This is a genomic window from Pseudomonas sp. SZ57 (genome assembly GCF_009495975.1).
GTDB lineage: Bacteria > Pseudomonadota > Gammaproteobacteria > Pseudomonadales > Pseudomonadaceae > Aquipseudomonas > Aquipseudomonas syringae.
Genome location: NZ_WIBD01000014.1, coordinates 59725 through 82317, shown reverse-complemented (window position 1 = coordinate 82317; position 22593 = coordinate 59725). Strand labels below are relative to the sequence as shown.

Sequence of the window (22593 nt, the reverse complement as noted above, 5' to 3'; positions counted from 1 at the left end):
GTCACACGGTCTTTGAAATCCGTGCCGCCATCAACGCCCAGCCAAACAGCAGCAGGCAGACAATCGCCAGCGGCCACGAGCGCCAGTGCAGATACGGCGTGAGTTCATGCATGGGCACCACTTCGCCGTACAGCACGCCGCGTTCGAACTGCGGAATCTGCTCGGTGATTTTGCCGAACGGGTCGATCAGCGCGGTCACGCCGTTGTTGGTTGCCCGGATCATCCAGCGGCCCGCTTCAAGCGCGCGCATCTGGGCCATCTGCAAGTGTTGCAGAGGGCCGATCGAGGTGCCGAACCAGGTGTCGTTGCTGACCGTCAGCAGCAGGTCGCTTTGCGCCGACAGGCCCGCGGCGAACTCCGGATAGACCACTTCGTAGCAGATGAACGGCGCGATGTGATAACCCTTGGCCTGCAATAACGCCTGATCGTTCGGCCCGCGCGCGAAGTCCGACATCGGCAGGTCGAAGAAGGAAATCAGCCCGCGCAGCAGGTCCTGCAGCGGCACGTACTCACCGAACGGCACCAGCTTCTGCTTGTAGTAGGTGCCGTCACCCTGACCCGTGACCGTGATGCCGTTGTAATAACGATACTCACCGCGCCCGGTCGGTTCACGCACCGGTACGCCGGTGATCAGCGCCGCGCCGCGGTCCGAAGCGAACTTGCCCATCATCGACAGATAGCCTTCTGCGCTTTCCTTGAGCACCGGCACGGCGGTTTCCGGCCAGACGATCAGGTCTGCCTGCTGCGAGCGGAAGGTCATGTCGCGGTACAACGCCAGCTGATCGTTGAGCTTTTGCGGGTCCCACTTCATGCTTTGTTCGACGTTGCCCTGCATCGCCGCAACTTTCAGTGGCGCACCGGACGGCGATGTCCAGGCGTGCCCCTTGAGGGCCAGGCCGATGACCCACGGGGCCAGCAACAGCACCACGCCCATGGCCAGAAACGATTTGCGTGCACGCAGGCGGTGCAGGTTGCACAACAGTGCAGCAGTCAGCGCCAGCGAGAACGAAATCAGCCATACGCCGCCGACGGGGGCGAGCCCGGCCAGTGGGCCGTCGAGCTGACTGTAGCCGGAATAGAGCCACGGGAAGCCGGTGAGAAACCAGCCGCGAAACGCTTCCTGCCACAGCCACAGTGCTGCGAAGGCCAGCGCATCGGCCAGCGGTGCCTCATTGCGACGCAGCCAGCGCGCCCAGACCCAGGCGGGCAGGGCGAAGAACAGGGCAATGGCGGCGATGAACAACAGCATCAACAGCCCGGCCAGTAGTACGGAAGCGCCGCCGTAGGTGTGGATGCTGACGTAGATCCAGCTGGTGCCGGCGCCGTACAGACCGAAGCCATAGCACCAGCCACGGGCCAGTGCCTGGCGCGGGTTCAGGTCGCGCAAGCCCAGATAGAACATCGCCACTGCCACCAGCACCAGAGGCCAGAGGTCAAAAGGCGCCAGGGCCAGGGTCGTGAGCCCGCCAGCCGCCAGGGCCAGCAGGTTACCGGGCCAGCCGGGGCGGGTTATCCAGCGCATGTAGATTCCTTAAAGCAGCATCAGGTGTTTACGGACGTGAAATGGGCGTCACGCGCAGCAAATGAATGCGACGGCTGTCAGCGCTCAGGATGCGGAAACGATAAGCACCGATTTCAGTGATTTCGTTGCGCTTGGGCAGATGGCCGAAGGCATTCATCACCAGACCGCCCACGGTGTCGAACTCGTCGTCCGAGAACGTGCTGTCGAAGAACTCGTTGAAATTCTCGACCGGGGTAAGGGCCTTGACCAGGAAGTCGCCGCTGGGCAGCGGTTTGATGTAGCTGTCTTCCTCGACGTCGTGTTCGTCTTCGATGTCGCCGACGATCTGTTCCAGCACGTCTTCGATGGTTACCAGACCTGCCACGCCGCCGTATTCGTCAATGACGATGGCCATGTGGTTGTGGTTGGCGCGAAATTCGCGCAGCAGCACGTTGAGACGCTTGGACTCGGGCACGAAGGTGGCCGGACGCAGCAGCTTCTTGACGTCATCGCTGTCGCCGTCGGCCTTGAGGATCAGCGGCAGCAGATCCTTGGCCAGCAGCACACCGAGCACGTCATCGTGGCTCTCGCCGATCACCGGATAGCGCGAATGCGCAGCATCGATGACCGCCGGCAGAAATTCACGGGGTGTCTGGGTCGCCTTGATGCTGATCATCTGCGAGCGCGGCACCATGATGTCGCGCACTTGCAGGTCAGCCACTTGGATGGCGCCCTCGACGATGGCCAGCGCTTCGCTGTCCAGCAGTTTGTTCTGGTGGGCTTCGCGCAGCAGCTCAAGCAGCTCCTGGCGGTTTTTCGGCTCATGGACAAAGGCCTGGGTCAGTTTACCCAACCATGACTTTTGCCCGTTGCTCGATCGGTCTTCGCTCATAGCCCTTACTCGTGGTCCTTGCTTGGTGTGTCTGAATGGGGGAGGTCGGCACTTTCGTCGTCGGCGTAAGGATCGGGATAGCCCAGCTCCTTAAGCAACGTTCGTTCCAGTGCTTCCATTTCTTCGGCTTCTTCATCGTCGATGTGGTCGTAACCCAACAGATGAAGGCAGCCATGAATGACCATGTGCGCCCAGTGCGCGTCGACGGACTTGCCCTGTTCAACGGCTTCACGGTTGACAACCGGAACACAGATGACCAGATCGCCCAGCAACGGGATGTCCAGCATGTCGTCTGGAACGTCCGCCGGGAATGAAAGCACGTTTGTTGCGTAATTTTTGTGTCGCCAGGTGTTATTGAGCTCACGGCCTTCGGTTTCGTCAACCAGGCGGATGGTCAGCTCGGAGTCGGCACTGCGCTGACGCAAGCCCATTTCACACCAGAGGCGGAATCGGGCTTCGTCAGGGGCGCTTGTCTCGCTTGCAATCTGCAGGTCCAGCTCAAGCATCGCGGTGTTTGTCCCGTGGGTAACTGTTGTTGCCCGACGGACCATCGCTGAGGCGGTCGTCGAAACGCTCGTAGGCTTCGACGATGCGCTGCACCAGTGGGTGGCGAACCACATCCTTGGGTTTGAAATGCGTGAAGCTGATGCCCGGCACGTCCTTGAGCACATCGATGACGTGCGTCAGCCCGGAGCGAGTGCCCTTGGGCAGGTCGACCTGGGTGATATCGCCGGTGATCACGGCCGTGGAGCCGAAGCCGATACGGGTCAGGAACATCTTCATCTGCTCGACGGTGGTGTTCTGACTTTCGTCGAGAATGATGAAGCTGTTATTAAGGGTGCGTCCGCGCATGTAAGCCAGCGGTGCCACTTCAATGACCTGCTTCTCGATCAGCTTGGCGACGTATTCGAAACCGAGCATCTCGTACAGCGCGTCATACAGCGGGCGCAGGTACGGGTCGATCTTCTGCGCCAGATCGCCGGGCAGGAAGCCCAGCTTCTCGCCAGCCTCGACCGCCGGGCGCACCAGCAGGATGCGGCGGATCTGCTCGCGCTCCAGTGCATCCACCGCGCAGGCCACCGCCAGGTAGGTCTTGCCGGTACCCGCAGGGCCGATGCCGAAGTTGATGTCGTTGCTGAGGACTTCCTTGACGTAACGCTGCTGGTTCAGGCCGCGCGGGCGAATCATGCCCTTTTTGGTGCGCAGCGAGACGCCGACTTCGGCAGCAGGGTGATTGTCGAGGCCGTCCACACCCGATTCCTGGAGGAACAGGTGGACCATGTCCGGCGTCAGTTCGGTACCTTTGGTTTCCCGGTACAGACGGCGCAGCAGGTTCTCGGCGGAATGATTTTGTTTGGGGTCGCCAATGAGCTCGAATTGATTGCCGCGATTGCGGATCTCGATGTCCAGGCGTTGCTCGATCAGGCGCAAGTGCTCGTCGAGTTGCCCGCACAAGTTGGCGAAACGATGGGCCTCGAAAGGCTCGAGGGTGAAACGATGAGGTTCTATGGGTGCGTTCAAGGTCGTTTAATGGCCGTCCGGCGGCAATTGAGATGTATTGAAGAATACCCCTAGCGCTGGTTGTGCGAAAGCTTTGCCTTGTTAAAGGCTGCGCCAGGGATTCACCGTGCTCAATGGTAGGGACCGCGCAGAAACGAATTCATTCGGCGATTCGTTTCTGCGGCGACACTCAAGCTTTACTGTAGCAGCGAGCCGCGCAACGAGTGAGGCTGCGCATCATCGATGTGTACATCGGCAAACTGCCCGATCAATTTGGGGTTGTCGCAGCGAAAATTGACGATCCGGTTATTCTCGGTGCGCCCCTGCAGTTCGCCTGGGTCTTTCTTCGAGTAGTCGGTCACCAGAATGCGCTGGGTGCTGCCCACCATCTGCCGGCTGATCTCGAAACCCTGCTGGTTCAGGCGATGTTGCAGCGCGGCCAGTCGCTCTTTCTTCAGGGCTTCCGGCGTATCGTCCTTGAGGTCCGCAGCGGGCGTGCCCGGACGCGGGCTGTATACGAACGAGAACGAGAAGTCGAAACCCACGTCCTCGATCAGCTTCATGGTGTTATCGAAATCCTTTTCGGTTTCGCCGGGGAAGCCGACGATGAAGTCGGAACTGATACTGATGCCTGGCACCGCTGCCCTGAGCTTGCGCAAGCGGGACTTGTATTCCAGCGTGGTGTGGTTGCGCTTCATGGCCGCCAGAATGCGGTCGGAACCCGACTGCACAGGCAAATGCAGGTGTTTGACCAGTTCCGGGACTTCCGCGTGGGCCTGGATCAGGCTGTCGGAAAACTCCAGCGGGTGCGAGGTGGTATAGCGAATGCGATCGATGCCATCGACGGCGGCGACTACGCGGATCAGGTCCGCCAGGTCTGCAACGCGGCCGTCGTGGGTGGTGCCGCGATAACCGTTGACGTTCTGCCCCAGCAGGGTGACTTCACGCACGCCGTTTTCGGCCAGGTGGATCACTTCGCTCAGCACGTCGTCGAACGGACGACTGACTTCTTCGCCACGGGTGTAGGGCACCACGCAGAACGTGCAGTATTTGCTGCAGCCTTCCATCACCGACACATAAGCGCTCGGGCCATCGACGCGCGGCTCGGGCAAGTGGTCGAATTTTTCGATTTCCGGGAACGAGACATCGACCTGCGGCAAGCGGGTCACGCGTGCGGCGTCGATCATTTCCGGCAGGCGGTGCAGGGTCTGCGGGCCGAACACCACGTCCACGTAGGGCGCGCGATCACGAATGGCTGCGCCTTCCTGGCTGGCCACGCAGCCACCGACAGCGATGACCATTTCCGGATTGGCCAGCTTCAGCTCACGCCAGCGGCCCAACTGGGAGTACACCCGGTCCTGGGCGCGCTCACGAATCGAGCAGGTATTGAGCAGGATCACGTCGGCGTCTTCCGCGCGAGCGGTGACTTCCAGGGCCTGATGTTCGCCCAGCAGGTCGACCATGCGCGAGCTGTCGTACTCGTTCATCTGGCAACCGTGGGTTTCGATATAAAGCTTTTTGGCCATGCGTGATGATCAACCGTGTCAGTGAACCGCGCATTATAAGGATGAAGGGCTCGGGTTCCTAGCGTCGGCTGTCCGACGAGGCGGACGGACATGCTATAGTCCGTGCCCCTTTTTCATCTCTGATCGTTACCCGCCCGTTATGACCAAACGCGAAGCTCCAATCTACAAGGTGATTTTTCTCAACCAGGGACAGGTGTTCGAGATGTACGCCAAGCAGATCTACCAAAGTGATCTGTGGGGCTTTCTGGAAGTTGAAGAATTCGTCTTCGGCGAGCGCACGACCGTTGTGGTGGACCCCAGCGAAGAGAAGCTCAAGGCCCAGTTCGAAGGCGTGGTGCGCAGTTTCGTGCCGATGCATTCGATTGTGCGCATCGATGAAGTCGAGCGCATGGGCACACCGAAAATCAGCGAAGCGCGCGGCACCAGCAATGTGATGCCGTTCCCCATGCCGATGCCGGAAAAGTAAGCGTTGCAGGTGTGAATCGCGATTGCCCTGAAAGATTCCTGATCAGGGCAACGGAGAGAAGGGACTGCGCCCTTCGGCGGTCTGCAGTTCAAGCAGGTATTTGCGGAAAATCTGCCCGAGTACCTGAGTCGCCACTTCGAGTTCGTCACGCGGCATCTTCGCCGACACTTCGTCGGCAGCGTCCAGCGCCTCTTCCGAGCCGTTGACCGCGGCCATCTTCAGCACGATGTACGCCTGAATGTTATTGGCCTGCACACCTTCGCCACGGCTGAACATCAAGCCCAGTTGATACTGCGCCTGGGCATGGCCCTGCAGTGAAGCCTGCTCGAAATAATTCAGCGCCTGCGGCAAATCGCGAGGTGCATTTTTGCCCTCGTAATAGAACTCACCCAACTCGTACTGTGCCTGCGCGTCCCCACCCTTGGCGGCCTGCTGGCAGGCTTCAAGCGCTGCAGGCAGGTTCTCTGGCTGGGTATTGAGGGTGCAACGACCCATCGCCGGTACTAACAACGAGTTGCCGCCGGCACTTGCCAGCAGGGGATAGACAAGCAACAGGCAGCCCAATACAAGGGTGCGGCCGGTGCGGTTCATGGGAGTCGACTTACCTCTGAAAAAGGTGCGGGCATGCCCGACCAGCTAAACGTGCTGGCTGCGCATTATGAAATAAGCAGAGCCAACCTTACAAAGTCTTTACGGATTTTCTGCTACACGGCCTGAAAACAGCCTTTTTTACGGGCGGATTACCTGAAAGAGGATGGTCGTCAGCGTGTCTGTGCAGCGTTCGCATTGCATTGTAGAAGCAAAATGCATACTTAACGTTCAGTTTCATTCGCAGTCATCACTCGCGTCGGTTCACTGACACCCTGCGCGAGTGATGCCTGACGAGCTTATTTCAACGCAGCGAATGCCTTTTCTGCGGCATCCAGGGTCAGTTTCAGCTCGGCATCGCCATGGGCGATAGAAGTGAAGCCTGCTTCGAAGGCGCTAGGCGCCAGGTACACACCGCCGTCCAGCATCAGGTGGAAGAAACGCTTGAAGCGCTCGGAGTCACTGGTCATCACGTCTTCGAAGGTGACGATTTCTTCGGCTTCGCTGAAGTACAGGCCGAACATGCCGCCGGCCTGAGTCGTCACGAACGGGATACCGGCTGCATCGGCGCGCTGTTGCAGACCTTCGAGCAGGCGACGGGTGTAGTCGCTCAGTTCGTCGTGAAAGCCAGGACGGCTGATCAGGCGCAGGGTGGTCAGGCCGGCCGCCATCGCCAGCGGGTTGCCCGACAGGGTGCCGGCCTGATAGACCGGGCCGAGCGGTGCGATGTGCGACATGATTTCGCGTTTGCCGCCAAAGCAGCCGACCGGCATACCGCCACCGATGATCTTGCCGAAGGTGCTCAGGTCGGGCGTCACGCCGTAATAAGCCTGTGCGCCGCCGAGGGCTACGCGAAAACCGGTCATCACTTCATCGAAAATCAGCACCACGCCGTGCTCGTCGCACAGGTCGCGTAGGCCTTGCAGGTAGCCAGGCGCAGGCGGCACACAGTTCATGTTGCCGGCCACGGGTTCAACGATGATGCACGCCACTTCCTGACCCACTTCGGCCAGCAGGTCACGCACGGCGTCGAGGTTGTTGAACGGCACGGTCAGGGTGTGTTTGGCGAAAGCAGCAGGTACGCCGGGCGAGCTGGGCACGCCCAGGGTCAGAGCGCCGGAGCCGGCCTTGACCAGCAGGCTGTCGGAGTGACCGTGGTAGCAGCCTTCGAACTTGAGGATGCTGTCGCGGCCGGTGAAACCACGGGCCAGACGGATCGCACTCATGGTCGCTTCAGTGCCCGAGCTGACCATGCGGACCATTTCCATGGACGGCACCAGTTCGCAGACCAGGTCGGCCATTTCGGTTTCCATGGCCGTCGGTGCGCCGTAGGACAGGCCGTGTTCCAGCTGGCTGCGCACGGCGTCGAGCACGTCGGGGTGGCTATGGCCAAGAATCATCGGGCCCCAGGAGCCGACGTAATCCACATAACGCTTGTCGTCTTCGTCAGTCACGTAGGCGCCCGCAGCGTGCTTGAAGAACAGCGGCGTGCCACCGACGCTCTTGAAGGCGCGAACCGGCGAATTGACGCCACCGGGGATGTGTTTTTGGGCGTTGGCGAACAGTGTTTCGGAACGGGACATGATCGGGTCTCTGCTTTGAAACGGGGAATTCGTGTCTACGCTGGGGTCAGCCGAGGCGGGCAGCTTCAGGGTGGGCTGCTTTATTGGGTGGCATGAGCCAGAGAAGGCGCAGGAACGCGCACTATATCAAATGAAGCGCGGCTGCGAATGAGGATCCACGTACTTGTGGGAGCGAGCTTGCTCGCGAAGGGGGCGATGCAGGCCCCGAAAATAGCGGGTCTAAACCATCGCCTTCGCGAGCAAGCGAAGCGTCGCCCGGCTCGCGCCCACAGTGATTGCGCTCTACAGCAGCGCCGTGAATGCACGTGCCCGGCGGGTCACTTCCTGAGTATTTTCAGCGCCGAACAAACCGTGCACCACGGCGAGCAGGTCGGCGCCGTGCTCGACCAGTTGCGGCGCGTTCTCCAGGGTAATGCCGCCAATCACCGCGATCGGCAGATGGACCCGGGCACGCACCTGAGCGATCAGGTCCAGCGGCACGGCGGGGGCACCGGGCTTGGTCTGGGAATTGAAGAACCTGCCAAATGCCACGTACGTCGCGCCGTCAGCCTTGGCTTGCTCTGCCAATTCCACGCGGCCATGACAAGTAGCCCCGACAATCGCCTTGTGCCCCAGCAGGGCGCGGGCATCGGGCAGCGAGCCGTCGGACTGCCCCAAGTGCACGCCCACCCCCAGCCGCGCAGCCAGCTCAGCGTCATCGTTGATGATCAGCCGGGTCTTGTAGCGTTCGCAGAGCTTGAGCAGTTCGGTCGCTTCGCGCAGACGGCGGGACTCGTCACTGTTCTTGTCGCGGTATTGCAGCAGCGTCACGCCGCCGTCCAGCGCAGCTTCGACGTACGACAGGAATTTTCCGGACAGCAACTGGCTGTCGGTAATGGCATACAGGCCACGCAGTTTCATGAATCGACCCTCATGGCGATGTGTTACGAGCAAAAATCCAGCGGCAGCCGACGTGGCACGAATTGCCCCCGGCCCAACTGTTCGGCATCCCTCAGGGTCCGCCAGGTGTAGTCGAGTGCCGACTTCACCGCGCTGACCAGTTCCTGCCCCTGAGCGATGCGCCCGGCCAGTGCGCTGGCCAGGGTACAGCCAGAGCCGTGGTAACCGCCGGGAAGACGTTCGCAGACGAAGGTGTGGGTCTGGCCACCGCGCAGGTACAGGCGGTTATGGATTTGCTGTTCATCACCATGACCGCCAGTGATCAACAGATATTCACAAAACGGCAGTAGTTTGTCAGCGCATTCATCCGCAGTGCCTTCGGGCAGCTCGGCAAGAATGCGGGCTTCCGGAAGGTTCGGGGTGGCGATGGTCGATAGCGGCAACAGGCGCTCGCGCATGGCGTAGCCGACCTCGTCCTTGCCCAGTCTGCCGCCGCCGCCAGCTCGTAACACCGGATCACAGACCATGGGCAAGTGCGGGTGAGCCAGAAGCAGATCGACTACCGTATCGACCATTTCCAGTGAGCCCAGCATGCCCAGCTTGACGGCTGCTACGCTCGAATCATTGAGGACTGCATTGGCTTGCGCCATCACCCAGTCGCGATCCAGCACGCGGAAATCACTGACGTTCACCGTGTCTTGCACGGTGAGCGCGGTAATCACCGGAGCGGCATGGCAGCCTTGGGCGAGCAGGGCTTCTATATCGGCCTGCATACCGGCACCGCCACTAGGGTCGTGGCCGGACAGGCAAAGGACTACGGGGCGGGAGCTATAGATATTCATGGTGCGCGAGCTTATCACTAAACCTTTCGCGGGCCGCTCGGGGTGCCGGTTTTTTCTTGCGGATCGAGGTCAATCGGCGACGACGGCGGGCTCGACAAAACCTTAAAAAGTACTCATGTTTGCTCTGCAGTCACCGATATAGAGCTATTGCCTTGATTTTGATCGCGATACTGTCTTTCAGCTATTAGCGGCTATGCTTGAGTGGCAAGGCTGACGAGTGACGGTTCGGGTGCTTACTGATGTCTGCCGGTACATGTGCACGTTCAATGGTGTGTTTGAATCATTAGCCTGTTTCAAGGATAGAAATTTGCGGGACGTCGTAATCAATGGATGGATTGAACGCGACGACCTACCTTGGGGCTTCAATGCGCTATCTGTTGATCATTCTGGCTCTTTGGCTGCCGTTGCAGAGTCATGCAGTCGAGTTTGATGAAAACACTCGTTTTCTGCCGTTGGGTCGTGCCATTCAGGTATTCGAGGACCCGACCGGCGAGGCGACCATCGAAAGCGTCAGCGCCGCCTCTCACGCCGGTGCCTTTCAGCCCGTGCCTGCCGGAACCTTCAACGCCGGGTATTCGCGTTCCGCCTTCTGGCTGAAAGTCGAGCTCACCTATCGCCCCACAGATGCCAGCATTCATAACGACTGGCTGCTGGAACTGGCCTATCCGCCAATGGACCACATTGACTTCTACGGCCCGGATGCCGACGGGCAGCCGACTCGCGCCTGGCATACCGGCGATATGCTGCCGTTCTCCAGCCGTCAGTTCGCCCAGAACAACTACCTCTTCCAGCTGGACCTGCCGCCGGGCCAGACGCGAACCCTGTACATGCGTATTCGCAGCGAAGGCGCTGTTCAGGCTCCGCTCTACCTTTGGTCCACCCACGCCTATCTGGATGCGCAGCCCTCCAAGGTTTACGTCTTCGGTCTGATCTACGGCGTGCTGCTGGGCATGCTGGTCTACAACCTGTTCATCTACCTCAGCGTTCGTGAGGTGGATTACCTGTATTACCTGCTGTACGTCGCCTCGTTCGGGCTTTACCAGATGTCGATCAATGGCGTTGCCATCGAATACCTGTGGCCTGACAGCCCTTGGTGGGCGAATGCGTCGACCCCCTTCCTGATATCGCTGGCGACGTTATTCGCCTGCCAGTTTTCGCGCAGCTTTCTGGGCACGGCACAATTGAGCCGCTGGCTTGACCGGCTGCTGCTGGCGGTCATCGGCGCTGCCGTACTGGTCATGGGCATGGCCTTGTTCCTCAGCTACGGACCGGCCCTGCGCGGCGCGGCTCAACTGGTCATGGCAGGCGCCGTGACGATCTACCTGGCGGGTATCGTTGCGGTTGTCAAAGGCGAAAGGGTCGGGCGCTATTTTGTGCTCGCCTGGTCGGTGTTCATGGTCAGCGGACTGATCTTCGGCTTGATGCTGCTCGGCTATCTGCCCAATACCTTCCTGACCATGTACGCCTCGCACATCGGCACGGTGCTGGAGATGGCCTTCCTGTCGATGGCGCTGGCCGACCGTATAAACCACGCCCGCCGGCAACAGGCGCAAACCTTGCTGGCTGCCGGTCAGGACCTTGAACGTCTCAACCAGCAACTGGCCAACAGCAACCGGCTGAAGGACGAGTTCCTGGCCACGCTCACCCATGAACTGCGCACGCCGATGAACGGGGTGATCGGGTCGCTGGAGGTCATGCAGACGCTGGACATGGACGACGAAGTCGAGATGTATCAGCAAACCGCCGCCAGTTCGGCGCGCGACATGATGAGCATGATCAACGGCATCCTGACCCTCACCGAGTTGCAGGCCGGTGTGCTGTTCGCTGACTGCGAGTCGTTTGCGCCCAAGGATCTGGCCGACAGGCTGGAGGAGCGCTTCAGCGGCGCGGCTCATGCCAAGGGCCTGATATTGACGCTCGATCTGGACGATAAACTGCCGCCGAGCCTTCGCGGCGACGCGAGCAAGCTCTACCAGTGCATCGAGTGTCTGGTGGACAACGCCATCAAGTTCACCCGAAAGGGCGCAGTGCAGGTGCGTTTCAGTGGTCATCCGCAGGACCTGGAGCGTCTGTACCTGCGGGTCGAAGTGATGGACAGCGGTATCGGCTTCAGCCGCCTGGACGAAGCCCGGCTGTATCAGCATTTCTTTCAGGTCGACGGCTCCATGACCCGTGAGTACGGCGGGCTGGGCATCGGCCTGGCGATCTGCCGGAAACTGGTCGAGCTGCAGGGCGGCGAATTGAGTCATCGTTCCGAGCCCGGCAAGGGCAGCTGTTTCACGCTGAGCGTCCCGATGCTGATGGTCGTGCCGGGCGCAGTGCGCAGGGCGCCTGAACTCAAGGCTCAATGGGGGATATAAGCGGCCTTATAGCGTCATCAGCTGAAAGCGCCGAGGGTTAGGCGGCTACGGCACTTTTGCGAGGGCCGAGCGCGTGGTTCACTGAGTGCATGTTGCGTGTACGCAGGCAGGAGATGACTCATGAACCTGAATCAATTCGCCGAAACCCACGAAGTCACCAATCAACCGCCGCCGCTCGACGGGGCAAACCTTTACCGTATCGACGTGCCGCTTCAGGAATGGAGCAGCCGATTCGGGGCGGGCTGGGCGCAGCCGCGTATCGATGCCTACGGTGCACTGGCGGGTGGCCCGCTGATGGCGGCGGGCTTTTTGGCCAATCAGCACAAGCCCGAGTTTGTCAGCCATGACCGCTACGGGCACCGCATTGACCTGGTCGAATTCCACCCGGCGTATCACCAGTTGATGAGTACGGCCATCGAGCATGGCATCCCGTCGTTGCCATGGACCGATCCGCATCCCGGCGCTCACGTGGCGCGTGCGGCCATGAGTTATCTGCATACCCAGGCAGACCCCGGCAGCGGCTGTCCGCTGACCATGACCTTCGCCAGCGTGCCTGCGCTCAGGCTGCAACCGGACCTGGCTGAAATCTGGCTGCCCAAGGTGTTGTCGACTGAGTACGATCCACGCAACGTGGGCATCGCGCACAAGAACGGCGCGACCATTGGCATGGCCATGACCGAGAAGCAGGGCGGCACCGACGTGCGGGCCAATACCACGCGTGCGTTCCCGGTGGGGTCAGGCGGTCCCGGCCAGGCCTACGAACTGGTCGGGCACAAATGGTTCTGCTCGGCGCCCATGTGCGATGCCTTCCTGACCCTGGCGCAGACCGACAAGGGCCTCAGCTGTTTTCTGCTGCCGCGCCACCGGCCGGACGACACGCGTAACGAGTTCTACATTCAGCGCCTGAAAAACAAGCTCGGCAACTGGTCCAACGCCTCCAGCGAAGTCGAATTTCGCGGCGCGCTGGCGTGGATGATCGGTGAGGAAGGGCGCGGCGTGCCGACCATCATCGAAATGGTCGCCATGACCCGTTTCGACTGCATGATCGGCTCCAGCGCCCTGATGCGTCAGGCGCTGACCCAGGCAACGCATCATTGTGCGCACCGTGCGGTCAGTGGTCGGTTGCTCGCCGAGCAGCCGTTGATGCAGAACGTGCTGGCTGACCTGGCCCTTGAAAGCGAGGCCGCGCTGGCCCTGACCCTGCGTATGGGGCGCGCGCTTGACCACCAGAATGATGACCACGAAAAGCGTTTCGTGCGCCTGGTCACGGCAGTGGGCAAATACTGGATCTGCAAGCGCGCCCCGGCCATGATCAACGAAGCCGCCGAGTGCCTGGGCGCCGCCGGTTATGTCGAGGACAGCATTCTGCCCCGCTTGTACCGCGAAGCGCCGGTCAACTCGACATGGGAAGGCTCCGGCAACGTGCAATGCCTGGATGTGCTGCGAACCCTGTCCAAAGAGCCCGGCGCACTCGACGCGCTGTTCGACGAACTGGGCGACGGGCATGGTGACCGGCATCTGGCGGCGCACATCGGCACGCTCAAGGCTGCGTTTCAGGACACCGGCGATATTCAGTACCGCGCCCGCCAATTGACCGAAGACATCGCCATCGCCTTGCAGGGCAAGTTGCTGCTGGAAGCGGGTAACGCGGCGGTCAGTGACGGCTTCATTGCCGGTCGACTGGTGTCCAGCGGGCGAGTGTATGGCGCACTACCAAAGGGCGTCGACGTAGAAACATTGCTGCAAAGGTCCTCGCCATAGGTGGCATGAGCACGCGAACCCGTTACGATGCACGTCTGCAAGATCAGACAGGACATGAATCGTGACCCAAGCCTTTGTTGTTGTCGACACCGCCGAGCAGGCTGTAGAACGGCTCGCCGAGCTGCATGAACGCGCCACCAGTGCGCTGAGTCAGGCGCTCAAGCGCTACCTGAAAGACCGCGTCGAACCCACCGCCGAAGAGCGCGCGCAATTCAGCTACCCGGAACTGCGCCTGGTCTACAAATGCCAGGGCGAAGTGCCGGTGACCACGCGCGCCTATGCCAAGGTGCAATTGCCGGGTACTTACAGCGTCACCGTCACGCAGCCCAAGGCTTTCAAAAAGTACCTGCTCGAACAACTTGTCCCGCTGATGAACGATTTCACCGTAACGGTCGAAGTCGGCATGAGCGAGCAGAGCATTCCTTATCCTTACGTGGTTGAGCAGGGCGATGAGCTCGCCGGCACCGGCGTCACCGCTGCGGCGCTGGCACGGGTGTTCCCGAGCACCGACCTGTCGGCTGCCACCGATGGCATTGCCGATGGCCTTTACGACTGGGCCAACGTCGACCCGCTGCCACTGGCGCTGTTCGACGCTGCGCGGGTGGATTTCTCGCTGCGCCGTCTGGTGCATTACACCGGCAGTGACTGGCGCCATGTGCAGCCGTGGATTCTGCTGACCAACTACCATCGCTATGTCGATCAGTTCATTCTGCACGGCCTGGAAAAGCTCCGCGAAGACCCGCGTTTCGTGCGCATGGTCCTGCCGGGTAACGTGGTAGTCGACAAGAGCATGGGCCAGGACGAAGCGCAGGCCATCGTCGCCAGCGTGGTCTGGCACCGCTATCAGATGCCGGCCTACCACCTGATCGCCGAAGACGGTCACGGCGTGACGCTGGTCAACATCGGCGTCGGCCCGTCCAACGCCAAGAACATCACCGATCACCTCGCGGTGCTGCGTCCGCATTGCTGGCTGATGATCGGTCACTGCGGCGGCCTGCGTCAGTCGCAGACCATCGGCGATTACGTGTTGGCTCACGCCTACATGCGTCGCGACGGGATTCTCGACCGTGTACTGCCGCCACATATTCCGATTCCGGCTCTGGCCGAAGTGCAACTGGCCCTGCAGGAGTCGGCAGCGCAGATTACCGGCGAGCGCGGTGAAGAGCTCAAGAAGCGCCTGCGCACCGGCACGGTGTTGACCTATGACGACCGTAACTGGGAACTGCGCTGGGCTCAGGAACGTCCGCTGATCAACCTGTCGCGCGCAGTGGCGGTCGACATGGAAAGTGGCACCATCGCGGCTCAGGGTTATCGCCTGCGTGTGCCTTACGGCACCTTGCTGTGCGTATCCGACAAGCCGTTGCACAGCGAAATCAAGCTGCCGGGTTCGGCGAATGCGTTCTATGAGCGTGCAGTGAGCCAGCACTTGAAGATCGGTATCGCTGCGCTGGACCTGCTGCGCACCGAGCTGAACTCTCTGCACTCACGCAAACTGCGCAGCTTCGACGAGCCGCCATTCCGTTGATGGCTTGCCGTTAATAGATTGGTATTTGCACCAAGGGCCACTAAAGTGGCCCTTTCTGTTTTCCGATTGCCGAATTCTCATGTCCCGCACCCAACGCCCCGATTCCCGCCGTCCTGCCTCCAAACCGGCAGGTGCTGCCCGGCGTGTCGCCAAAGCGCCACCGGCCGAGCCGAAGCTGATCCTGTTCAACAAGCCTTTCGACGTACTGACCCAGTTCAGCGATGAAGAAGGACGAGTCACGCTCAAGGACTTCATCAAGATCCCCGGCATCTATCCGGCCGGGCGCCTGGATCGCGACAGCGAAGGTTTGCTGCTATTGACCAACGACGGCCAGTTGCAGGCGCGCATTGCCGATCCGAAGCACAAGCTGGCCAAGACCTACTGGGTACAGGTCGAAGGCGAGCCGAGCGATGAGCAGTTGCAGCAGTTGCGCGACGGTGTCCAGCTCAACGACGGGCCGACCTTGCCCGCCGAAGCGCGGCAGCTCGAGGAACCGCAACTCTGGCCGCGTAACCCGCCCGTGCGCTTTCGCAAGAGCGTGCCGACAAGCTGGCTGGAGCTGGTGATCAAGGAAGGACGCAATCGGCAAGTGCGGCGCATGACTGCTGCAGTCGGCTTGCCGACCCTGCGCCTGGTGCGGGTCAGGATTGGCGACTGGACGCTTGAGGGCCTTGATCAGGGCCAGTACAGGGAAGTCGCCGCAAAACTGTGACGCAGGTGCCCGCTCAGTTACGCAGGTGAGTCAGCGGCATTTCGGTGCTGGCCAGCACTTGATTGAGCACAAAGCTCGATTTGACGCTGGTCACGCCTTCGATGCGGGTCAGATGGCCCAGCAGCAGTTTCTGATAGTGATCCATGTCCGGCACCACCACTTTCAGTTGATAGTCCGCGTCCATGCCGGTCACCAGGCTGCATTCCAGTACCTGAGGCAGGTTGCGGATCTGCTGCTCGAAGTTCTCGAAGCGCTCGGGGGTGTGCCGGTCCATACCGATCAGCACGTAGGCGGTCAGGTTCAAACCCAGTTTCTTGCGGTCCAGCAAGGCAACCTGGCGCACGATATAGCCGTCGTCTTCCAGTTGCTTGACCCGGCGCGAGCAGGGCGACGGTGACAGACCAATGCGTTCGGCCAATTCCTGGTTGGATATCCGCGCGTCCCGTTGCAATTCAGCCAAAATGCTCAGGTCGTATCTGTCGAGCTTGCTCACGATGCACCCCATTATCAATTCAATTGCGCTGGATTATTCATCTGAAGTCAAAAATTGCGCAAGTAATGTTTTAATCCGCAATATTAGCAATCTTCTGCCTTAGCCTCAGGCCTATTCTTTTAAACAGAATCACTGCCCGGACACAGCGTCCAGCGCGACCCGCCGAATCAGGCCAGTCGCGGCCTCCCACCCGACAGGGTGGGCCAGGCCCCCGGGCTACATACTGTCCAGAAGACGGCATGAGGTGAGCCAGCGTCAAAAGCGCTGCGCCAGGACGAAGTATCTCAAGGGGGCCATTTGGTCCCCTTTTCTTTGTCTGCTGATAAAGTGCGCAGAACGGCGCTACGCTTAAACAGTCTTAATGACGTCAACCCGCGCTCTAGTGAGGAAAGCATGAAATCTGGCATCTGGCAGTTTGCGGGTGTAAGTCTGTTGTGTCTGAGCATCGGTGCTCAGGCGCTGGCCGACGAACGTGATGAACCGCCGCGCAATCCGCTTTACGGCAGCCCCGGTGAAAACGCGCAGCAGCGTCAGCAGCAACAGCAGCGTGCTCAAGAGCAGAACAATCAGCAGCGGCAGATCCAACAACAGCAAAACCAGCAGCGCCAGGTCGAGCGTCAGCAGCAACAGCAGATCAACCAGCAGCAGACCAATCAGCAACGCCAGATTCAGGAGCAGCAGAATCAGCAGCGTCAGGTCGAACGTCAGCAACAGCAGCAGATCCAGCAACAGCAGCTTCAGCAGCGCAACGTCGAGCGCCAGCAGCAACAGCAGATCGAGCAGCAGCAGCGTGATCAGCAGCGCCAGATTCAGCAGCAGCAAAACCAGCAGCGTCAGCAGTTGCGCCAAGCCCAGGACAACCTGCCGATCCAGAGCGGCCCGAAAGAGGCGTGGCAAACCCAGCCGCCGCGTCAGGGCTATTACCAGGACATTCCACGCGGCAACAACCGCAACTGGCAGGCCGGCAACGGTCGCCCCAATGACCGTTGGGAAGGGCGTCCCGACGGGCACGGCAATGGCTGGGGGCCAGGTCCGCAATATCGGCCTGGCCATGCGATAGATCGCGTACCGGGTGGCTACTCGCGTATTCCCTATCGTGGTCAGGACTATTACTACTCGGGTGGCTACTGGTATCGCCCGCAAGGCCCGCGTTATGTCGTGGTGACACCGCCCTACGGCCTGCGTGTCAGCAGACTACCGTCTTACTCTCAGGAAGTATGGATCGGCAGCAGCCTGCTGTTTCTGGCTGCCGGGACCTATTACGCCTACCAGCCGGACAGTCAGGACTATGTGGTGGTCAATCCGCCGCAGAACGAAGCCGTGTATCAGGCTCCGCCGGCCGAACAACAGGGCAATGGCTATGATCCGGTGGCCTACCCTGCCAACGGGCAGAGCCCGCAGCAGGTCGAGCTGGATAAATACCAGTGCTACCGCTGGGCTGCGGAGCAAAGCGGTTTCGACCCGGCCAATGTCACCGGTCAGCCATCGCCTGACATGGTCGATCTGTATCGTCGCTCGATGGGCGCGTGCCTGGCGGGGCGAGGTTACAGCGTCAACTGATTGCGGTCAGGCACTGGCCTGCTTGACGACTTCCTGAGGGTCGGCGTGCACCAGCACTTCGGCCTTCGGGAATTGCTTGTGAATGGCGTCAGCCACCTGATCACAAATGGCGTGGGCGACCGACAGCGTCAGGCTGCCCGGTAGCTCCAGGTGCAACTGCACAAACCAGTGATTGCCGGAGATTCGTGTACGCAGATCATGCGCCCCGAGCACGCCCGGTACTTCGCACGCCAGTGCCAGCATTTGAGTACTGACATCGGCGGGCAATTCCGCGTCCATCAGCACCGATATCGTTTCGCGGGCGATTTGAAAGGCGCTCCACAAGATATACACCGCGATGCCCAGACCAAAATACGCATCCAACTGCTGCCAGCCGAAATACGCCAGCGTCAGCGCCACCAGAATACTGCCGTTAAGCAGCAGGTCTGAGCGGTAGTGCAGCGAATCAGCGCGGATCGCTGCCGAGCCGGTCGCCTTGATCACCCGGTATTGCAGAGTGAGCAGTGCGATCGTCAGTGCGATGGAAACCACCATCACCACCATGCCCAGCAGCGGCGCGCCCAGCGGTTCCGGGTTCTGGATGCGCTCGACGGCCTGAACGGCAATCAGCACACCACTGACGGTGATGAACAACGCCTGCGCCATGCCCGACAGCGCTTCCGCCTTGCCGTGGCCATAGCGATGATCGTCATCGGCAGGGCGCAATGCGTAATGCACCGCCAGCAGGTTGAGGAACGAAGCGGCGCCATCCAGCAGCGAGTCGGTGAGACCGGCCAGCAGGCTCACCGAACCGCTCAGCCACCAGGCAACGCCCTTGGCCAGGATCAGCGTCGTGGCAACCGCCAGCGAGGCCCGCGTCGCGAGCCGCAGCAGTCGGGAATGTTCGGCAGTGGTGCTCATGACGCTTCCTTGAACGGGATCGATATCAGGCGGCCGGGACCAGGCCCAGCGCTGCCAGTTGTTCCACACTGCCTTTGTGCTGGATCAGGCGTGGATCGTTCAACGGCAGAGAACGGCCCAGCTCGGTTTCAATGATGGCCTGCAGCTTGGTGTTGTCGACACTGCCGTCAGCCTTGAGTGCTTTTTGCAGCTTTTGCGGATCGATCTGCGCATGCTCGCCGGGTCCGTAATAGATCGCACCAGTGGCGAAGTCCACTGCAAACGCGATCACGCCCGGGACGATATAGAACAGCAGCGCGAAAGCATCCAGCGCCGCAATGGCCGGGTCAACTTTGCCATCGATCTGACCACGACGATCAGGATAGAAAATGCTGCCGCAGGCGGAAATCTGAGTCAGCAACGTGGCGACCAGAACGCCACCGATCAAGCGAGAAGGAATGCGCATGGAAAGCTCCTGAGATGAAGAGGGCAACTATACAAGGCAATGACTGCAAGGCTAGGACTATTGAGTGATGGCGTGGTTCTGCGCTCGTGAAGTTAAACCAAATGGGATGCGGAGCATTCTGAACTGCAGAATCGCAGGGCCCTGAGCGGGCGCTGAAGATTATCGAATGTGAGATCGGCTGGCCACTGGACGAAAACAGCTCCCGCGCCGATGCCCCTTACCGACCACGATTAACATCTGGTTTACTGTGCCGCACGATAATTACAAAAACTCAGGAGTCATGTATGCAACCGATTCGTCTCGGTCTGGTGGGCTACGGCAAGATTGCGCAGGATCAACACGTCCCTGCGATCCACGCCAACCCCGCGTTTGAGCTGGTGGCCGTGGCTACGCAAGGCCAGCCGTGCGCCGGGGTAGAGAATTTCAGGTCCCTGGGTGAACTGCTTGCGAGCGCGCCGCAGGTTGACGCCATTGCGTTCTGTACGCCCCCGCAAGGTCGCTTTGCCCTGGTGCAAGAGGCGTTGGCGGCCGGCAAACACGTGCTGGTCGAGAAGCCGCCGTGCGCGACCCTGGGTGAGGCGATGGCGTTGGTGACCCAGGTGCAAGAGCAGGGCGTCAGCGGTCTGCTCGCCTGGCATTCGCGTTACGCGCAGGGTATCGAAGCGGCGCGTGAGTGGTTGTCCACCCGCACCCTGCAGAGCGTGCAGATCGACTGGAAAGAAGACGTGCGCAAATGGCACCCCGGTCAGGCGTGGATCTGGCAGCCCGGTGGCCTGGGCGTGTTCGATCCGGGCATCAATGCCCTGTCGATCGTGACGCACCTGCTGCCACTGCCATTGTTCGTCGAGTCTGCCGAACTGCGCGTGCCGAGCAATTGCCAGTCGCCTATCGCTGCGTCCATCAAAATGTCCGACACGCGCCATCTCGATATCCGCGCCGAGTTCGATTTCGATCATGGTCACGACGAGCTCTGGAGCATCGAGATTCGCTGCGCCGAAGGCACGTTGCGCCTGGACAACGGCGGTGCAGTGTTGAGTATCGATGGCGTGCGTCAGGCTGTTTCGGAGGAGGGCGAGTACGCCGCGGTGTATCGCCACTTCCAGCAGTTGATCGGCGATACAGCCAGTGACCTGGACCTGCAACCGTTGCGGCTGGTCGCGGACAGTTTTTTCGTGGGCAGTCGGGCATCCGTTGAACCGTTCTACGACTGAGAGCCTCTCAGGTACAGGTGGGGGTAAACCGCGTTGCGCGCCCCTGCATACGTCAGCCTGACAAGAGAGCAGAAATTGGACACAAAACAGCCTTGGCCTTCCAGTGAGCAAGAGTTGGTAGAAGTACGACGGTTTAATAAAACCCTCGCGCGGATGCCGCGTTTCCAGATTCGCAATCGCGTCACGCCCCGGCTGATTCAGGCGCTGTTGCGTGCAGCGCAGATCGGCAGTGCCCTGAAACCGGGAGGCCATGACCTGCGCATCGAGAAAAGAACGGTCAGCTCGGATAACGTACCTGTGCCCGTGCGCATCATCCGCCCCAAAGGCAAACCCCGGGGCGTGGTGTTCGATATCCACGGCGGCGGGTGGGTAATCGGCAACGCCCAGATGAACGATGATCTCAACGTCGGCATGGTTAACGCCTGCGACGTGGCCATTGTTTCGGTTGATTATCGACTTGCTGTGACAACCCCCATCGAGGGCCTGATGGAGGATTGTTTTTCCGCCGCCTGCTGGCTGCTGGGCAAAGACTGCGAGGAGTTTGCCGGCCTGCCGGTTATCGTGGTCGGCGAATCCGCTGGCGGGCATCTTGCCGCAGCCACGCTTCTGAAATTGAAAAGCCGACCTGATCTGCTCGAGCGCATAGTGGGTACGGTCTTGTACTACGGCGTCTACGACCTGACGGGGACCAAGAGCGTGCGCACCGCAGGGCCTGAGACGCTGGTGCTGGACGGTCCGGGCATGGTCGGTGCCATGCGCGCGCTTACCCCCGACCGAAGCGACGATAAACGCCGCGAGCCGCCACTGTCACCGCTGTATGGCGATCTGACCGGCCTTCCGCCCGCACTGATGTTCGTCGGAGAGATCGACCCGTTGCTGGATGACACACTGCAAATGGCCGAGCGCTGGGCCAACTCGGCAGAGGTCGAAATGCACCTCATGCCCGAGTCGCCGCACGGCTTCATCCACTTCCCGACCACGTTGGCGCGCAAGGCGCTGGCGCGCAGCCGGGAGTGGATCAATGAGCGGATCGATGCGCTGGGTTGAGCTCACCGCTCAACCTATTTCCGCGACCCACTTCGATACCGGGTCGCCACTGCTCAAGCCTGACTGCACAAGGCCGTCGATCATGAAGGTCGGCGAGACGTGTATGCCGTTCTGGCGAGCGTATTTGGCATGCCATTTCACGGCCTGCTCAAGCTCGGGATTGGCGAAAGCCTCCGCCAGCGCCAGGCCGCTGTAACGCTCGATGCGCGCGATGATGTCGTTGGGCGTCGCGTCCATGTTCGGGCCGGTGGCGTGGTGTTCGAACTCGAATTCCTCACGGTGCGACGCAACTGCCGTCATGACCGCCTTGGCGCTTTGCTTGCCGCCTTCAAGGGTCGCAGCCGCCAGAATGCAGCGCACGATGACACCCGAAAACATGTGCCAGGGCTGCGATTGCAGGCGGATTTTGACCGTGACCCTGTCTTCTCCGGCCTGAGCCAGCAGCTCATCGAGCTTGAAGAAAGCCTTCACCGAAAAGGGGCAGGTCGGCTCAAGGAAGACTTCGAACAGACGAGGCCCGTGGCCCCAGGAAAGTGCGTCTGAATGCATGGTCGTTTTACTCCCGTCGATGGTTGTACAGAAGGCGCGCCGGGCATAGGCACGAAAAGTATCTCCCGGACACCTCTCGCTCCTCACGCAGAGCACTGGCACGATAAACAAGGCGCGCCGGGCTGATTTACGCTGCGCCGCGCGCCACGAAAAGTATCTCCCGGACACCTCTCGTTCCTCACGCTCCGCGTGGGAATGCAGTTCGTGACGCTCCGCGTCACACATTGCAGCGTTGACGCCTGATTCAGGCTGT

General features: G+C 60.7%; 22 protein-coding genes. 8 read left to right on the top strand and 14 right to left on the bottom strand.

Annotated elements, in window-relative coordinates; genetic code table 11:
• Position 1 precedes the first annotated feature (1 nt).
• The 5 genes from lnt to miaB form a co-directional block, all read right to left on the bottom strand.
• On the bottom strand, positions 2-1522 hold the full coding sequence (gene lnt, locus GE543_RS14300; protein ID WP_003419312.1) for an apolipoprotein N-acyltransferase: 1521 nt from the start codon (positions 1520-1522) through the stop codon (positions 2-4).
• A 28-nt stretch (positions 1523-1550) separates the two neighbouring features.
• Positions 1551-2393: an HlyC/CorC family transporter gene (locus GE543_RS14295; protein WP_003368790.1), complete on the bottom strand. Its 843-nt coding sequence runs from the start codon at positions 2391-2393 to the stop codon at positions 1551-1553.
• Positions 2394-2398: 5 nt separating this feature from the next.
• Positions 2399-2899 carry an rRNA maturation RNase YbeY gene (gene ybeY / locus GE543_RS14290; RefSeq protein WP_046236168.1) on the bottom strand — a complete coding sequence of 167 codons (501 nt, stop codon included), beginning with the start codon at positions 2897-2899 and terminating at the stop codon, positions 2399-2401.
• Positions 2892-3914, bottom strand: a complete 1023-nt coding sequence (locus GE543_RS14285) for a PhoH family protein (protein ID WP_003313870.1) — start codon at positions 3912-3914, stop codon at positions 2892-2894. The genes ybeY and GE543_RS14285 overlap by 8 nt, the downstream gene beginning before the upstream one ends.
• 176 nt (positions 3915-4090) lie before the next feature.
• Positions 4091-5419 carry a tRNA (N6-isopentenyl adenosine(37)-C2)-methylthiotransferase MiaB gene (miaB, locus tag GE543_RS14280; RefSeq protein ID WP_046236167.1) on the bottom strand — a complete coding sequence of 443 codons (1329 nt, stop codon included), beginning with the start codon at positions 5417-5419 and terminating at the stop codon, positions 4091-4093.
• 139 nt (positions 5420-5558) lie between these two features.
• Here miaB and GE543_RS14275 point away from each other — a divergent pair, with 139 nt between their 5' ends.
• Entirely contained in the window at positions 5559-5885 is a 327-nt protein-coding gene (locus GE543_RS14275) for a DUF1820 family protein (protein WP_003313868.1), read from the top strand.
• 42 nt (positions 5886-5927) lie between these two features.
• Here the strand turns inward: GE543_RS14275 and GE543_RS14270 are convergent, their stop codons facing one another.
• The 4 genes from GE543_RS14270 to GE543_RS14255 form a co-directional block, all read right to left on the bottom strand.
• Entirely contained in the window at positions 5928-6476 is a 549-nt protein-coding gene (locus tag GE543_RS14270) for a tetratricopeptide repeat protein (RefSeq protein WP_004411930.1), read from the bottom strand.
• Positions 6477-6772: 296 nt separating this feature from the next.
• Entirely contained in the window at positions 6773-8056 is a 1284-nt protein-coding gene (gene hemL, locus GE543_RS14265; RefSeq protein WP_003392017.1) for a glutamate-1-semialdehyde 2,1-aminomutase, read from the bottom strand.
• Between the two features lie 282 nt (positions 8057-8338).
• The gene (gene thiE, locus GE543_RS14260; RefSeq protein WP_003419303.1) at positions 8339-8956 is read right to left on the bottom strand and encodes a thiamine phosphate synthase; all 618 of its coding nucleotides are present in this window, start codon (positions 8954-8956) and stop codon (positions 8339-8341) included.
• Between the two features lie 23 nt (positions 8957-8979).
• Positions 8980-9777: a hydroxymethylpyrimidine/phosphomethylpyrimidine kinase gene (locus tag GE543_RS14255; RefSeq protein ID WP_153221704.1), complete on the bottom strand. Its 798-nt coding sequence runs from the start codon at positions 9775-9777 to the stop codon at positions 8980-8982.
• Between the two features lie 365 nt (positions 9778-10142).
• Here GE543_RS14255 and GE543_RS14250 point away from each other — a divergent pair, with 365 nt between their 5' ends.
• The 4 genes from GE543_RS14250 to GE543_RS14235 all read left to right on the top strand — a co-directional run bounded on the left by GE543_RS14250 (position 10143) and on the right by GE543_RS14235 (position 16135).
• Positions 10143-12137: a sensor histidine kinase gene (locus tag GE543_RS14250; protein WP_178118615.1), complete on the top strand. Its 1995-nt coding sequence runs from the start codon at positions 10143-10145 to the stop codon at positions 12135-12137.
• Positions 12138-12257: 120 nt separating this feature from the next.
• A complete protein-coding gene (locus tag GE543_RS14245) occupies positions 12258-13898 on the top strand; it encodes an acyl-CoA dehydrogenase family protein (RefSeq protein WP_153221702.1) in 1641 nt (546 codons plus the stop codon).
• Between the two features lie 61 nt (positions 13899-13959).
• On the top strand, positions 13960-15423 hold the full coding sequence (gene amn / locus GE543_RS14240; protein ID WP_003392026.1) for an AMP nucleosidase: 1464 nt from the start codon (positions 13960-13962) through the stop codon (positions 15421-15423).
• Positions 15424-15502: 79 nt separating this feature from the next.
• Positions 15503-16135 (top strand): pseudouridine synthase, encoded by a 633-nt coding sequence (locus tag GE543_RS14235; RefSeq protein ID WP_153221701.1) that lies wholly within the window; start codon positions 15503-15505, stop codon positions 16133-16135.
• A gap of 13 nt (positions 16136-16148) precedes the next feature.
• Here the strand turns inward: GE543_RS14235 and GE543_RS14230 are convergent, their stop codons facing one another.
• Both GE543_RS14230 and GE543_RS27650 read right to left on the bottom strand, forming a co-directional pair.
• Positions 16149-16640 carry an Lrp/AsnC family transcriptional regulator gene (locus GE543_RS14230; RefSeq protein WP_003419292.1) on the bottom strand — a complete coding sequence of 164 codons (492 nt, stop codon included), beginning with the start codon at positions 16638-16640 and terminating at the stop codon, positions 16149-16151.
• 336 nt (positions 16641-16976) lie between these two features.
• On the bottom strand, positions 16977-17525 hold the full coding sequence (locus GE543_RS27650) for a hypothetical protein (RefSeq protein ID WP_306092876.1): 549 nt from the start codon (positions 17523-17525) through the stop codon (positions 16977-16979).
• Here GE543_RS27650 and GE543_RS27645 point away from each other — a divergent pair.
• Positions 17469-18188, top strand: coding sequence for a DUF6515 family protein (locus GE543_RS27645; RefSeq protein WP_178118613.1), 720 nt, complete (start codon positions 17469-17471; stop codon positions 18186-18188). The genes GE543_RS27650 and GE543_RS27645 overlap by 57 nt on opposite strands.
• A 6-nt stretch (positions 18189-18194) precedes the next feature.
• On the opposite strand, the gene GE543_RS14220 is transcribed toward GE543_RS27645, so the two are convergent.
• Together GE543_RS14220 and GE543_RS14215 are read right to left on the bottom strand one after the other, a co-directional pair.
• Positions 18195-19088 (bottom strand): cation diffusion facilitator family transporter, encoded by an 894-nt coding sequence (locus GE543_RS14220; RefSeq protein WP_004411915.1) that lies wholly within the window; start codon positions 19086-19088, stop codon positions 18195-18197.
• Between the two features lie 25 nt (positions 19089-19113).
• Entirely contained in the window at positions 19114-19533 is a 420-nt protein-coding gene (locus tag GE543_RS14215; RefSeq protein WP_003340868.1) for a hypothetical protein, read from the bottom strand.
• A gap of 284 nt (positions 19534-19817) precedes the next feature.
• Between GE543_RS14215 and GE543_RS14210 the strand changes: the two genes are divergently transcribed.
• Complete coding sequence (locus tag GE543_RS14210) at positions 19818-20744, top strand: Gfo/Idh/MocA family protein (RefSeq protein ID WP_153221699.1); 927 nt, start codon at positions 19818-19820, stop codon at positions 20742-20744.
• A gap of 75 nt (positions 20745-20819) precedes the next feature.
• Complete coding sequence (locus GE543_RS14205; RefSeq protein WP_046271032.1) at positions 20820-21791, top strand: alpha/beta hydrolase; 972 nt, start codon at positions 20820-20822, stop codon at positions 21789-21791.
• Between the two features lie 9 nt (positions 21792-21800).
• Here the strand turns inward: GE543_RS14205 and GE543_RS14200 are convergent, their stop codons facing one another.
• The gene (locus GE543_RS14200) at positions 21801-22340 is read right to left on the bottom strand and encodes a thioredoxin domain-containing protein (protein WP_153221698.1); all 540 of its coding nucleotides are present in this window, start codon (positions 22338-22340) and stop codon (positions 21801-21803) included.
• Positions 22341-22593 lie beyond the last annotated feature (253 nt).

Excerpts from the sequence above, each read along its gene's own strand:
- hemL (WP_003392017.1), bottom strand. The coding sequence starts at position 8,056 with ATGTCCCGTTCCGAAACACTGTTCGCCAACGCCCAAAAACACATCCCC.
- thiE (WP_003419303.1), bottom strand. The coding sequence starts at position 8,956 with ATGAAACTGCGTGGCCTGTATGCCATTACCGACAGCCAGTTGCTGTCC.
- GE543_RS14295 (WP_003368790.1), bottom strand. The coding sequence starts at position 2,393 with ATGAGCGAAGACCGATCGAGCAACGGGCAAAAGTCATGGTTGGGTAAA.
- GE543_RS14275 (WP_003313868.1), top strand. The coding sequence starts at position 5,559 with ATGACCAAACGCGAAGCTCCAATCTACAAGGTGATTTTTCTCAACCAG.
- GE543_RS14235 (WP_153221701.1), top strand. The coding sequence starts at position 15,503 with ATGTCCCGCACCCAACGCCCCGATTCCCGCCGTCCTGCCTCCAAACCG.
- GE543_RS14230 (WP_003419292.1), bottom strand. The coding sequence starts at position 16,640 with ATGGGGTGCATCGTGAGCAAGCTCGACAGATACGACCTGAGCATTTTG.
- lnt (WP_003419312.1), bottom strand. The coding sequence starts at position 1,522 with ATGCGCTGGATAACCCGCCCCGGCTGGCCCGGTAACCTGCTGGCCCTG.
- ybeY (WP_046236168.1), bottom strand. The coding sequence starts at position 2,899 with ATGCTTGAGCTGGACCTGCAGATTGCAAGCGAGACAAGCGCCCCTGAC.
- GE543_RS14270 (WP_004411930.1), bottom strand. The coding sequence starts at position 6,476 with ATGAACCGCACCGGCCGCACCCTTGTATTGGGCTGCCTGTTGCTTGTC.
- miaB (WP_046236167.1), bottom strand. The coding sequence starts at position 5,419 with ATGGCCAAAAAGCTTTATATCGAAACCCACGGTTGCCAGATGAACGAG.
- GE543_RS14210 (WP_153221699.1), top strand. The coding sequence starts at position 19,818 with ATGCAACCGATTCGTCTCGGTCTGGTGGGCTACGGCAAGATTGCGCAG.
- GE543_RS14200 (WP_153221698.1), bottom strand. The coding sequence starts at position 22,340 with ATGCATTCAGACGCACTTTCCTGGGGCCACGGGCCTCGTCTGTTCGAA.
- GE543_RS14250 (WP_178118615.1), top strand. The coding sequence starts at position 10,143 with ATGCGCTATCTGTTGATCATTCTGGCTCTTTGGCTGCCGTTGCAGAGT.
- GE543_RS14245 (WP_153221702.1), top strand. The coding sequence starts at position 12,258 with ATGAACCTGAATCAATTCGCCGAAACCCACGAAGTCACCAATCAACCG.
- GE543_RS14220 (WP_004411915.1), bottom strand. The coding sequence starts at position 19,088 with ATGAGCACCACTGCCGAACATTCCCGACTGCTGCGGCTCGCGACGCGG.
- GE543_RS14215 (WP_003340868.1), bottom strand. The coding sequence starts at position 19,533 with ATGCGCATTCCTTCTCGCTTGATCGGTGGCGTTCTGGTCGCCACGTTG.
- GE543_RS14255 (WP_153221704.1), bottom strand. The coding sequence starts at position 9,777 with ATGAATATCTATAGCTCCCGCCCCGTAGTCCTTTGCCTGTCCGGCCAC.